The sequence below is a fragment of the Actinoplanes sp. NPDC049316 genome (assembly GCF_040677315.1).
In the GTDB taxonomy this organism is placed as follows: domain Bacteria; phylum Actinomycetota; class Actinomycetes; order Mycobacteriales; family Micromonosporaceae; genus Actinoplanes.
Map to the genome: position 1 here is coordinate 39,277 of NZ_JBFAQM010000029.1, position 12,534 is coordinate 51,810.

The 12,534-nt window shown below is 74.0% G+C and carries 8 protein-coding genes; 4 read left to right on the forward strand and 4 right to left on the reverse strand.

The genetic code is table 11. The features are described 5' to 3' along the window. Positions 1 to 81 precede the first annotated feature (81 nt). Positions 82 to 2,442 (forward strand): hypothetical protein, encoded by a 2,361-nt coding sequence (locus AB0K03_RS32505; RefSeq protein WP_364692891.1) that lies wholly within the window; start codon positions 82 to 84, stop codon positions 2,440 to 2,442. A 207-nt stretch (positions 2,443 to 2,649) separates the two neighbouring features. Next, positions 2,650 to 3,786, forward strand: coding sequence for a SigB/SigF/SigG family RNA polymerase sigma factor (locus AB0K03_RS32510; protein ID WP_364692894.1), 1,137 nt, complete (start codon positions 2,650 to 2,652; stop codon positions 3,784 to 3,786). Between the two features lie 100 nt (positions 3,787 to 3,886). Here the strand turns inward: AB0K03_RS32510 and AB0K03_RS32515 are convergent, their stop codons facing one another. From AB0K03_RS32515 to AB0K03_RS32530, 4 genes are read right to left on the reverse strand one after another with little or no spacing between them, the layout of a single operon-like run. Then, complete coding sequence (locus tag AB0K03_RS32515) at positions 3,887 to 4,615, reverse strand: ATP-binding protein (protein ID WP_364692897.1); 729 nt, start codon at positions 4,613 to 4,615, stop codon at positions 3,887 to 3,889. Between the two features lie 58 nt (positions 4,616 to 4,673). Further along, positions 4,674 to 6,515 (reverse strand): CheR family methyltransferase, encoded by a 1,842-nt coding sequence (locus tag AB0K03_RS32520; RefSeq protein WP_364692900.1) that lies wholly within the window; start codon positions 6,513 to 6,515, stop codon positions 4,674 to 4,676. 31 nt (positions 6,516 to 6,546) lie between these two features. Further along, a complete protein-coding gene (locus tag AB0K03_RS32525; protein ID WP_364692903.1) occupies positions 6,547 to 7,566 on the reverse strand; it encodes a chemotaxis protein CheB in 1,020 nt (339 codons plus the stop codon). Continuing rightward, positions 7,563 to 8,300 carry an ATP-binding protein gene (locus AB0K03_RS32530; RefSeq protein WP_364692906.1) on the reverse strand — a complete coding sequence of 246 codons (738 nt, stop codon included), beginning with the start codon at positions 8,298 to 8,300 and terminating at the stop codon, positions 7,563 to 7,565. The genes AB0K03_RS32525 and AB0K03_RS32530 overlap by 4 nt, the downstream gene beginning before the upstream one ends. Before the next feature lie 137 nt (positions 8,301 to 8,437). Here AB0K03_RS32530 and AB0K03_RS32535 point away from each other — a divergent pair, with 137 nt between their 5' ends. Both AB0K03_RS32535 and secA2 read left to right on the forward strand, forming a co-directional pair. Beyond that, positions 8,438 to 10,177: an ABC transporter ATP-binding protein gene (locus AB0K03_RS32535; RefSeq protein ID WP_364692909.1), complete on the forward strand. Its 1,740-nt coding sequence runs from the start codon at positions 8,438 to 8,440 to the stop codon at positions 10,175 to 10,177. Positions 10,178 to 10,230: 53 nt separating this feature from the next. Then, positions 10,231 to 12,522 carry an accessory Sec system translocase SecA2 gene (gene secA2 / locus AB0K03_RS32540; protein WP_364692912.1) on the forward strand — a complete coding sequence of 764 codons (2,292 nt, stop codon included), beginning with the start codon at positions 10,231 to 10,233 and terminating at the stop codon, positions 12,520 to 12,522. Positions 12,523 to 12,534: the final 12 nt, after the last annotated feature.

Sequence of the window (12,534 nt, forward strand, 5' to 3'; positions counted from 1 at the left end):
GAAAGCGGCGCGGAGCCGCCCGGATCACGGTGAACTGGACCGTGAGCGCCTGTCACAGGCGAGCTACGGGGGTGCAACGGCATGGGCAGGATCGGTACGCAGTACATCAACCCGCAGAGCGTGCTCGCGCGTACGGCCTGGGAGATGGTCCAGGCCCACGCGGGCGGCCGCGGGCCGCACGACGGCCTGACGGTCTGCCCGGTCTGCGGCGAACCCCTGCCCTGCGCGGCCGGCCGGGCCGCGGCCGAGGTCGTCGAGGCGGCCGGCCTCGCCGAGTCGTCCGGCCTGGTCGCGGCGGCCCGCGGCGGCCCGGGAGCCTCCCCGCTCGGTCTCGCCGCGTCCGGCACCCAGCAGTCGACGGTGCCGCTGGACGCCGGATCGGGCCTCCCGGTCGCGACGCCGTCGACCCCGCCCGTGGCCTCCGCCTTCACCCCGGCGGCGTCGGCACCGGCCTTTCCGCCGCCGACCCCGGCCGGCGACGACGTACCGTCGTTCACCCCGCCCGCCGAGCCGCTGCCGGCGCCGGCCTGGCTGACCACCCCGGACCCCGCCCCGGCCCCCGAGGGCTTCGTCCCGTTCTCGGCGCAGGCCGGGCGGCCCGGCGAGGACCGGCCCACCGGGCTGTCCTTCACCGCGCCGGCGTCGGGACCGCCGGCACAGGGACCGATTGCCCCGTCGCCCACGGACGTGCACTCCGGCCCGGAAAACTCGGCATCCCGCCCCTTGGACGTCCCGGCCACCGAGTCCCACCGCTTGGACGTCCCGGCCACCGAGTCCCGTGTGCCGGACGTCCCGGATGCCGCGAGCCGTCCGGCGGATGCGGCGCTGCACGCGCCGGGTCAGGCCGCAGTGCCCGGCGGGGTTCCCGGCCCGGCTTTCCAGCCTCCGGCCGCCCAGTCTCCGGCCGTCCAGTCTCCGGCCGTCCAGTCTCCGGCCGCGCAGTCTCCGGCCGCCCAGTCTCCGGCCGTCCAGCCTCCGGGCGCATCCGGCGGGTGGCCGCCCGCCCCGGCCGGCGCAGGACCTGGCATCGGCGGTCCCGCGCCTGCGGAATTCCGTACGCCCGCCCCGGCCGAGCCCCGCATGCCACCGGCCGGGTCAGCGCGCCCGTCGTCCCCGCCCGCGGCCCGCGACGTCGCCGACATGGACCCGCTGCTGCTCGGCCCGCCGGTGTTCACCCGGCAGAACCGTCCCCTGGACGCGCCGCGGTTCACCCCCTCGGCCCGGCCGCCGGAGCCGGCTGCCGGGGCAGCGCCCGGACCGGGTCCCGCCCGCACGCCCTCCGCGGGCAGCACCGGCGCGGCCAATTCCGCGCCGGCCGGCGCGGGCTCGGCGTCGGCCGCGCCCGGGGTCGGCTCGCCCGCTTCCGATCAGGCGATGTCTGCGCCTGGTGCGCCTGTGCCGGGTGCGCTTGCGCCTGGTGCGCCCGCGCCTGGTGCGCCCGCGCCTGGTGCGCCCGCGCCCGGTGCGCCGGCGGCCGCGCCTGGTTCGGCCGCATCCGGTTCGGCTGACTCGGACTGGCCGGCACCTACGTGGGCCGCTCCCCAGGAGCGCACCGAGGTCCCCGGCCAAGCCCCAGCCGCCGCGCCCGCGCCCAGCGCCGCCCGGCCGCCGCTCGAACCGCCGCAGACGGTCCCGACCGACCGCCCTCAGCCCGCGGCCGGTCAGGACCAGCAAAGTCCCGGGGCGCCCCGCCCCGAAGCAGGCCCCGACGTCTCCGCCGCCTTCCTGCGCCGGCCGGCCGCCCAGCCGCCGGCCGCCCAGCCGCCGGCCGCCCCGTCGGGCCTCGGCCGCCCGGCAGGGACCGCGCCGGGCCTCGGCAGCCCCGGGCCCGGCCCGTCAGGCCCCGGCGACTCGGCATCGGCCCCGTCGGGCCTCGGCCGCCCGGCAGCAGCCCCCTCGGGCCTCGGCAACGCCGCGCCGGGCTCGCAGGCCACACCGGGCTCGCAGGCCACACCGGGCTCGCAGGCCGCGCCCGGCTCGCAGGCCACACCGGGCTCGCAGGCCACACCGGGCTCGCAGACCGGTCCCGGCTCGCAGACCGGTCCCGGCCCGCAGAACCCTTCCGGGTCGCAGGCCCCGTCCGGGTTCGGAGGGCGGACGCCGGGTTCGGAGGCCCCGTCGGGTCTGGGCCGCCCCGCCTCCGGTTCCGGTCCGGCCGGGGATCCCCACCGGCAGCCGGCGTCGCGGCCGAACCGGCCGCCGCTGGAGCCGCCGCAGATGGGCCAGCTGAACCGCCCGCTGCAGCCGGGCGCGGCGGAGCAGGGAGCGCCGTCCGGGCTGCCCGGCCGCTCTGCTCCGGCGCGTGCCGCCGAGCCGCCGGCCCGTGTCGCCGAGCCGCCAGCCCGTGTCGCCGAGCCGCCGGCGCGTATCGCCGAGCCGAAGGTGGGGGAGCCCGCTGCCGACGACACGCCGAGCGGACTTCCTCCGCGAACGCAGCAGTGAGGGGCATACCGGCGGTCGTAGACTGAACGTCACTGATCCGGTCGATGTGTTGTTTGGGCCGGTGCCCCCGGGGCAAGGAGGTTCGCCGGACGTGGGGCTCGCCGACGGCACGCAGGTCGCCGACGGTCGGGCCGCACGACGCTATCGCTGGAGCAGCCGGCCGCTTCGCCGCGGTCATGAGCGCGCCGCCCTGGCGGAGGGAGCAGCATGCCTGCACGGGACGACTCATCGACGCGCGTCCTCGAGGACCTCGACGCCGCGGCCGTGGATTACGCCACACGCATCGCCGGCGCCTCCGACTCGGTCCGCGCGGCGTTGCGTGACGATCTGACGCGGATCTGCCTGCCCTTCGCCGGTCGTATGGCGCGCCGCTACCGGGGGCGCGGCGAGAACATGGAGGACCTCGAGCAGGTCGCCCGGCTGGGCCTGGTGAAGGCGATCGACCGGTACGACCCCGCCCGCGGTTCCTTCACGGCGTACGCGGTCATCACGATCTCCGGTGAGATCAAGCGGCACTTCCGCGACCGGACGTGGGGGGTTCACGTGCCGCGGCGGGTGCAGGACCTGAGCCTGGAGGTCGGGCACGCCTCGATGGTGCTGACCACCGAGCTGTCGCGCACGCCGACCCCGGCGGAGATCGCCGCGCGCCTGGACGTGCCGCTGCCCGCCGTGCTGGAGGCGCTGGAGTCCGCCGCCGGGTATTCGCCGTCGTCGCTGAACGCGCCCGCGGGTGGCGACGGCGCGGCGGAGTTCGGTGACCTGCTGGGCGACACGGACACCGACCTGGAGATGGTCGACGACAAGCTGACCGTCGCCGGTCTGCTGCTGCGGCTGCCGGCCCGGGAGCGGCGGATGCTCGCCATGCGTTTCTACGGCAACCGTACGCAGGCCCAGATCGCCGATGAGCTCGGCATCTCGCAGATGCACGTGTCACGGCTGCTCAGCCGGTCGCTGGCGTGGCTGCGCGAGGCGATGCTCAGCGACACCCTGCCGCGCTGGGAGGGTGCGAACGGCCCGGCGGACCCGCACGGCATGCAGGTCTTCGTGCAGCACGACGACGCCGTGCTGACCGTACGGGTGCGAGGCGAGGTCGACCGGGACACCGCCGACCGGCTGCGTGCGGCCGTACGGCACGCCATCACGCAACTGGCGGGCCGGCAGCTGGTCATCGATCTCACCGCGGTGCCGCTGGTGGACGCCGCCGGGGTGGCAGTCCTGGTGGATGCCGCCTCCGCGGCGTCCGTGGCCGAGGCGGAGCTGACGCTGGCGGGCGCGCAGCCGTACGTGGCCCGGATCTTGGGCGTCTCGGGCCTGCAGAACCTCATGCGCGACCGCCGGCGCTGACAACGGCCCGCCGGACCGCGACCGCTCAGAACGCCACCGGCGGCCGCGACGGCCCGGCGGCCGGAGCTCCCGGCCGGTGCAGACAACGGGCCGGAGGTGGTCAGGCGGTGCGGAGCGACGCCCAGACCACCTTGCCGCCGTTGCAGGGCAGCCAGCCCCAGGCGTGGGCGGTCGCGTCCACGAGCATCAGCCCGCGTCCGTTGGAGGCGTGCGCGGGCGCGGCGATCTGCAGGGCCGGCACCTCGCTGGAGCCGTCGCTGACCGAGATCTGCAGGTAGCGGCGGCGCAGCGTCATCCGCAGCGTCATCATCGTGCCGGCGTGGTCGATCACGTTGCTGACCAGTTCGCTGGCGATCAGGCTGGCCGGCGCCACCAGGTCGGGCAGGTCCCACAGCAGGCAGGCCTCGGTCGCCACGTTGCGCGCCTGGCGTGCGGCTCCGGTGATCGGCAGCAGCTCGTCGGTGAGCACCCGCAGCGTCTCGCGGTGGTCGGGCAGCCCGTCCCGCGCCGCCTGCACGGAGGCGTAGACGGGGAGATTCCGGTACGCCGCCAGGCCCAGGGATCTGCGTATCTCCGGCCTCGGGGCGCAGAGCGCGACCGGAATGGCGGGCCAGCGTGCGGCCTGCCGGGCGACCGCGGAGAAGACCGCGAGGGCCAGCGGCTCGCGCAGGGTCAGCTGAGCCAGGTCGACGAGCAGCGCTTCGGGCTGCTCGGCGAGGCATTTCAGGAGCCGGTTGCGCAGCGGAGCGGTGTCCGTCAGGTCGAGAACCCCGGAGACTCGGGCGATCAGGCGCGCGACGTCCGCCTGCACCAGCGTTTCGACGCCCACCGTCGTCTCCTTCTGCCCACCGACGACGCAGGATACCCCGCAGTTGCCGGACGAAACGTCAGACGTCGTCCGCCTCCATGACGATGATGGCACCCTCGGGTCCGCGGGACGCATCCTGACCGCGCAGAGGGGCGCAGGCGACGCGGACCACGACGGACCGCCCGCGCCGGTTGATTGCGTCCACCGAGATCTCGCCGGCCGTGCCGTCCTCATTGAGCGCACCGCGCAACAGCGGCCGGAGCTGCTCGAACGGTAGCCCCATGTCCAGGTTGAGGAAGTGCTCACCGACCACTTCCTCGGAGCGCAGACCCCAGAGATCCTCGGCCCGCCGGTTCCACATCCGGATCCGCAGGTCCGGGTCGACCACGGCGACGCCGGCGCGGAGGCTGGTCAGGACGGTCTCGAGGAAGGAGTTCGCCTCGTCGAGTTGCGTCGTGCTGACCCGGAGCTGGTCGTTGATGCTCTGCAGCTCGTCGTTGGTGGACTGGAGCTCCTCGTTCATCGTCTCCAGTTCCTCGTTGGTCGACTGGAGCTCCTCGTTGGTGGTCTCCAGCTCCTCGACCGTCGACTGGAGCTCCTCGTTGGTGGTCTCGAGCTCCTCGTTCGTGGACTGCAGTTCCTCGTACGCCGCCTCCAGCTGTTGGTTGGCATGCTCGAGATCGTCGCGCAGCCGCCGTGCCGCGGTCACGTCGTGGAAGATCAGGTTGACGCCGAGCAGGCTGCCGTCGCCGCCGGTGAGCGGGGTGACCTGCACCTCGAGGTGGGTGACGTCGCCGTTGCGGCCGTACTCGACGTCGGGGACCCGCAGCGTGCGGCGCTCCAGCTGGGCCTGCTCGATGTAGCGGCGCAGCTCCACCGGCCGGTAGGAGAGCTCGAGGTCGCGGAACGGCCGGCCGATGTCCCGCGAGGACACCCCGAACAGCTTCTCCAGCTCCCGGTTGGTCAGCGCGACCAGGCCGTCGGAGGTCAGCCCCAGCTGGGCCAGCGGGCTGGCGGCGAACGCCTCGTTGCGCAGGGCGTCCAGGCCCAGGACGGTGCCGCTGGGCGGGGGCACGGGCTCGGCGAAAACCGCGCCGGCGATGGGCATCACCCGGGGCACCCGGCGGAAGACCCGGCGCTTGAGGTCTATGGGCGTGAAGAGGTTGCCATGGCTGAGCAACATCTCGGCCTTGCCGAGGAACAGCATTCCGCCGTCGTTGAGGGCGAAGTGGAACCGGGAGAGGATCTTGGCCTGCGTCTCGGCGTTGAAGTACATCAGCGTGTTGCGGCAGGCCAGCAGGTCTATCCGGGAGATGGGCGCGTCCTGGACCAGGTCGTTGCGGCCGAAGATGATCGAACGCCGCAGGTCTTTGCGGAATGTGGAGCGGTTGCCCGCGGCCTCGAAATACTTCGCCACGAGCTGCGGCGGCACCGCCTGCATCTCCCGCTCGCCGTACGTCGCCTGCCGGGCCTCCGCGAGCTGCTCCTCGTCCACATCAGTGGCGTAGATCTTGACCCGGTCGCGGAAGGCCTCGACGCCCATGACCTCCGACAGCGCCATCGCCAGCGTGTACGCCTCCTCGCCCGAGGCGCAGCCGGCGGACCACACCCGGATGGGGGAGTCGGCGGCCCGGGTCGACACGAGCGGCTCGATGACGTCCGAGCTGAGGAAGTCCCACGCTTCGGCGTCCCGGAAGAAGCCGGTGACGTTGATCAGGATTGTGTTGAACAGTGCCGTGAACTCGTCCGGATGCACCTGGAGGTAGTCGAGGTAGTCCGGATAGCCGGTCGCCTCCACCTGAGTCATGCGGCGGTTGACGCGGCGCATCAGGCTGGACCGCTTGTACCCGGTGAAGTCGAAGCCGCGCGCCTCCTTGAGGTAGAGGAGAAGCGCTTCGAAGTCGGGGTCGATCGGGCTCACGAGCAGACCGTATCGCAGCGGCGAGGGCCGCTCAGGACGCCGGTGTGGTGTCGCCACGGGCCGTGGCCGAGCCGATCCGGGCGATCAACCGGCGGATCGCCGCGCCCGCCTCGTCGGCGTCGTGGGCCATGTCGGAAAAGCGGTCACGCGCGGCCGCCATGTCCTGACCGGAGCGCGCCGCCATGCGACGGCTGAGGGCCGACTTCTCCTCCAGGGCACGCAACGCCATCCACAGCGCCCCTTCGAGGGCGATGGCCTGCTCGTCGAGCAGGCTCTCGGCGGACCAGGCATGACCCACCCGGCAGCGATAGCGCGGCACCGGTCCGCCGATCTGAAACAGGCTGCCGCCACAGCTGGGGCAGCCGAAGCCGGCCGGGGTTGCGTCGAGCCGCTCGGTGGTCGACGGTCCCAGCTCGGAGATGGCGACCTCCGCGTCGAGCAGGTCGTCGGGAGCGGGGTCGGCGCGGTGCTCGGGTAGGTCCATGGCGGTGATCCCCGCGATCAGGCCGCCGAGCTCGGCGGCCGGCACGATGTGGTCGGGCGTCGCGTGCGTCATCGCCGCCCGCGGCATCCAGGGGTAGAGCGCGTCGTCCGGATCCTGCACGACGGCCGTCCCGCCGTGCGCCGCGATGCTCGCCAGGCCCGCCGCGCCGTCGTCGCGGGAGCCGGAGAGGACCACCCCGATCGCCCGCGAACCGAAGGCGCGCGCGACGGACCGGAAGAGCGGGTCGACCGCGGGCCGGTGCCCGTTCTCGGCCGGCCCGCGGGTGAGCCGGATCCGGCCCTCGAGCACCAGCAGGTGATGATCGTTCGGAGCGACGTAGATACGGCCGTACCGCAGCTCCTCGCCGTCGACCGCGGGGGCCGCCGGGAGCGGTCCGGAGCGCGACAGGATCGCGGCCAGGGCGCTGGGCGCGTCACGCGGGACGTGGAGCACGACCAGCAGGGAGCCCGGGTAGTCGGAGGGCAGACCGGCGACGAGAGCGCGCAGGGCCTCCACACCGCCGGCGGAGGCGCCGACAGCCACCACGTCACGGTGTTCGCTCGTCACGCCGCTCCCGCCGTCAACCGTGTCCAGACCACCTTGCCGTCGGGCACCGGCAGCACCCCCCAGGCGTCGGTGAGCTCCCGGACGAGTTGCAGCCCGCGGCCGCCGGCCTCCGAGACGCCGGGCTCCTTGGGCCGGGGCAGCAGCCGGCTGCCGTCGCGTACGGTCAGCCAGACCCGCCCGTCGCGCAGGCCCAGCGTGAACTCCATCGTGGTGTGCGCGTGCCGGACCACGTTGGCCACCAGCTCGGTCGCGATCAGCCCGACCGTGGCGGCGAGCTCCTTGCGGTGCCACGCGGCGCAGGTCTGCGCGACGAGCTGGCGCACCTGCCGGCAGGCGTCGGGGACCGGGCGCATCCGGACCCGGATCCGCCGCGGTTCCGGCTCGTCGTGCAGCCCGGCCAGGGCCTTGGCGCAGTCGTCGGCGACCTCGACGGCGTCGCAGCCCGGCCACTGCGCGATGGCGCGGGCGGTGCCGGGCCCCGCGCCGCACAGGATGACCGGCGCGGCGGGCCACTCGGCCGTACGGCACACCACGGCGCTCAGCACGTCCAGGGCGAGCGGGTCGGCGACGTCCAGGGCGGCCACGTCCACGAGGAGCGCCTCCGGTTGCGCCGACAGGCAGCGGGAGACGGCCTGTTCGAGCGCGTCGCCGGTGACCGTGTCGAGCACCCCGCTGACCCGCAGGATCGCGACCGGGAGCTCCTGCTCGGGCCGGCAGACCAGCTGGCTCGACATCCGCCTCCCTCCGCGTACCGCGCCGCGTCGTGGCCGTCGCGTCGTCCGCACCCTGTGCCCATCCGTACGGGCGCCCAAACCCGGCCGCCGTGTCTACCTGCAACGGCCGCGTGCGGGTGATGGATACGCTTCGGGGCATGGTCGCCGGGAAGGTGGGTCCTGCCGCGCTGCTTCCGTACCTGCGCCGGCACCGCGGGACACTCCTGATCGTCGCCGTCCTGTCGCTGGTGGCGGCGGTCGCCTCGCTCGCACAGCCGGTGCTCGTGCGCGACCTGCTCGACGCCGTCTCGGCGGGGCGCCCGACCGGCCCGGCGGTCGCCCTCCTGGTCACCCTGCTGCTCACCGGCGCCGCGCTCGGCGGGGCCCGCGACTACCTGTTGCAGCGCACCGCCGAGGGGCTCGTGCTCACCACGCGGCGCCGGCTCGCCCGGCACCTGCTGCGCCTGCCGATCGCCGAGTACGACCGGCGCCGCACCGGTGACCTGTTGTCCCGCGTCGGCGCCGACACGACGCTGCTGCGCGCCGTCGTCACCTCCGGCCTGCTCGAGCTCGTCACCGGCGTCGTCATGGTCGCCGGCGCGACGATCGCGATGGCGCTGCTGGATCCGGTGCTGCTGGCCGTGGCCGCCGGTGGCCTCGCCGTGGGGCTGGCCGTCGCGCTCGTCGTCTCCCGCCGCGTACGGGGCGTCTCCGAGCAGGCGCAGGCGCGGCTCGGCGAGATGACCTCGGCGGTGGAGCGGGCCATCTCGGCGGTACGCACCATCCGGGCGAGCGGCGCGGAGGAGCGGGAGACCCGGGCCGTGACGCGCAGCGCCGAGGAGGCGTACGCGGCCGGCATGCGGGTGGCCCGCCTGGAGACCGTGATCGGCCCGGTCGCGGCGGCGGCCACCCAGGGCGCGTTCCTGCTCGTCCTGGGCGTCGGCGGGGCCCGGGTCGCGGCGGGCGCCATCACGGTCGGTGACCTGGTGGCGTTCATCCTCTTCCTGTTCTTCCTCGTGGTGCCGCTGGGCCAGGCGCTGAACGCGTACACCCGGCTGCAGACCGGCCTCGGCGCCCTGCAGCGCATCGAGGAGGTGCTGGGCCTGCCGGCGGAGACGGCGGCCGACGCGCCGGCCGGCCCGGGCGTCAGCCGTGCGGACGCCGACGCGGTCACCTTCCGGGACGTCACGTTCGCGTACCCGGGCGGCAGCCCGGTCCTGCACGGCGTCAGCTTCTCCGTCCCGCGCGGCTCACGGGTCGCGCTCGTCGGCCCGTCCGGGGCGGGCAAGTCGACGCTGCTGGCGCTCATCGAGCGGTTCTACGAGGTGACCGGCGGCGCGCTCCTGGTCGACGGCACGGACGTGCGTGCCCTGCCCCGGGACGCGCTGCGCCGGCGGCTGGGCTACGTCGAGCAGGAGGCGCCGGTGCTGGCCGGGACGCTGCGTGACAACCTGCTGCTGACCGCGCCGGACGCCGGGGAGGCACGACTGCGGCGCGCGCTCGAAGAGGTCAACCTGCAGGCGCTCGCCACCCGTACGCCCGAAGGCCTGGACGTGCAGGTGGGCGAGGGCGGCGTCATGCTCTCCGGCGGCGAACGGCAGCGCCTCGCGATCGCCCGCAGCCTGCTCGCGGAATCGCCGATCCTGCTGCTCGACGAGCCCACCAGCAACCTCGACGCCCGCAACGAGGCCGCCCTGCGCGAGGCCATCGCCGCCGCGGCGATCCGGCGGACGCTGATCGTGGTGGCGCACCGGCTCTCCACGGTCGTCGACAGCGACCTGATCGTCGTGCTCGAAGCGGGCCGCGTCGTCGCCACCGGAACCCACGAGGAGTTGCTCGCCGGCAGCCCGCTCTACCGGGAGCTGGCGACCCATCAATTGCTCGTCCCGGATCCGTGAACGCGCGGGAGTCGGCATCCCGCTCGCAGGAAAGTGAAGTACCGTAACCCGCCATGGGTGTGTCTCAGCGGCTGAAGAGCCGGTTCCGCAAGTTCCTGCAGCGTCCGGGCACCACGGTCGACCTCGCGCCGTTGCGGAAGAGGTTGCCGGACATCGAGGCCCGTGAGGAGGCGCTGCGTGAGCTCGACGACGAGGCGCTGACCGCCGCGGCCCAGGAAGCGGACACCTACGAGGAGATCTGTGCCATCGGCCGCGAGGCCGCGCGGCGGGCGCTGGAGCAGCGGCCGTACGACGTGCAGCTGCTCGGTGCGATGGCGCTGCTCTCCGGCAAGGTGGCGGAGATGGCCACCGGTGAGGGTAAGACGCTGACCGCCACGGTCGCCGCGTACGGCCACGTCCGCCTCGGCAACGGGCCGGTGCACGTCCTCACGGTCAACGACTACCTCGCCCGCCGCGACGCCACCTGGATGGAGCCCGTCTACAAGCTGCTCGGCCTGAGCGTCGGCTGGGTCACCGAGGCGTCCACGCCGCAGGAGCGCCGCGAGGCGTACGCCGCCGACGTCACGTACGTCTCGGTCAGCGAGGGCGGCTTCGACTACCTGCGCGACCAGCTGGTGACCGACGTCGAGGACCGGGTGCAGCGCGAGCTGGCCACCGCGATCGTGGACGAGGCCGACTCGATCCTCATCGACGAGGCGCGCGTACCCATGGTCCTGGCCGGCAGCGTCACCAGCGAGAGCGACCCGGTGCACGAGGCCGCCGAGCTGGTTCGCGATCTGCGCGCGGGCAAGCACTACGAGGTGGCCGACGACGGCCGCAGCGTCGCCTTCACCGACGCGGGCCTCAAGGCCCTCGAGGAGAAGATGGGCATCGACCTGTACGCCGACGAGCACGTCGCCCAGCTCTCGGCGGTGAACGTCGCGCTGCACGCCCGCGCCCTGCTGCGCCGCGACGTCGACTACATCGTCCGCGACGGCACGGTCGAGCTGATCGACGAGATGCGCGGCCGCGTCGCCCAGCGCCGCCGCTGGCCAGACGGCCTCCAGGCGGCTGTCGAGGCCAAGGAGGGCCTGCACGCCACCGCCGAGGGCGAGGTGCTCGACACGATCACCGTGCAGGCGTACATCGCGCTCTACAAGACCGTGTGCGGCATGACGGCCACCGCCGTGCACGTCGGCGAGCAGCTGCGCGAGTACTTCAAGCTCGAGGTCGCGGTCATCCCGTCCAACACGCCGAACATCCGCGAGGACGAGCCGGACCGCATCTACTCCGCGCACGACATGCGCGACGAGGCGCTGGTCGAGGAGATCAAGATCGCCCACGAGAAGGGCCGGCCGGTGCTGATCGGCACCCTCGACGTCAAGGCCTCCGAGCTGCTGGCCAAGCAGCTCGCGGCGGCGGGCGTGCCGAGCAACGTGCTCAACGCCAAGAATGACGACGAGGAGGCCGCGATCATCGCGGAGGCGGGCGCGCTCGGCGCGGTCACCGTCTCCACCCAGATGGCCGGCCGCGGCGTCGACATCCGCCTCGGCGGCAGCGACGAGAAGGACCGCGACCGCGTCGTCGAGCTGGGCGGCCTCTACGTCATCGGCAGCGGCCGGCACGACAGCCGCCGCGTCGACGACCAGCTGCGCGGCCGCGCCGGCCGGCAGGGCGACCCCGGCGGCTCGGTGTTCTTCGTCAGCCTCGAGGACGACCTGGTCACCCGGCACGCCGGCGACATCCTGCCGTCGTCGCCGCGGATGGACATGGACGGCGTCGTGCACGACGACCAGGTCGAGTACGCCGTCGAGCACGCCCAGCGCGTCGCCGAGGGCGTCAACCACGAGATCCACCGCAACACCTGGCGCTACAGCGTGGTCATCGAGCAGCAGCGCCTGGCCCTCGCCGAGCGGCGCGAGCGGCTGCTGACCAGCGAGGTCGCCGCGATCATGCTGCTGGAGAGGTCGCCGGAGAAGGCCAAGTCGATCGACGAGGACGTGCTCTCCGACGCGGCCCGTTCGATCGCGCTGTATCACCTCGACCGGCTCTGGGCCGAGCACCTGGCCGAGCTCTCCGAGGTCCGCGAGGGTGTCCACCTGCGGGCGCTGGGCAAGCTGGACCCGCTCGACGAGTTCCACCGCTTCGCCGTGCCGGCCTTCCAGAAGGTGTTCACCGAGATCGAGCGCCGCACCATCGAGACGTTCGAGGAGGTCGACCTCTCCGACGGCTGGCAGCCGGACCGCGCGGAGATGGTCCGCCCGAGCGCCACGTGGACATACCTCGTGCACGACAACCCGTTCGGCTCCGAACTGGACCGGCTCATCGCGGCCGTCGGCCGCCGCCTCACCTCCGGCGGCAGCTGAACCGTCCGCGGC

Bases quoted from the DNA above. Each gene is read 5' to 3' on its own strand.
- AB0K03_RS32535 (WP_364692909.1), top strand. From the start codon at position 8,438: ATGGTCGCCGGGAAGGTGGGTCCTGCCGCGCTGCTTCCGTACCTGCGC.
- AB0K03_RS32505 (WP_364692891.1), top strand. From the start codon at position 82: ATGGGCAGGATCGGTACGCAGTACATCAACCCGCAGAGCGTGCTCGCG.
- AB0K03_RS32510 (WP_364692894.1), top strand. From the start codon at position 2,650: ATGCCTGCACGGGACGACTCATCGACGCGCGTCCTCGAGGACCTCGAC.
- AB0K03_RS32530 (WP_364692906.1), bottom strand. From the start codon at position 8,300: ATGTCGAGCCAGCTGGTCTGCCGGCCCGAGCAGGAGCTCCCGGTCGCG.
- secA2 (WP_364692912.1), top strand. From the start codon at position 10,231: ATGGGTGTGTCTCAGCGGCTGAAGAGCCGGTTCCGCAAGTTCCTGCAG.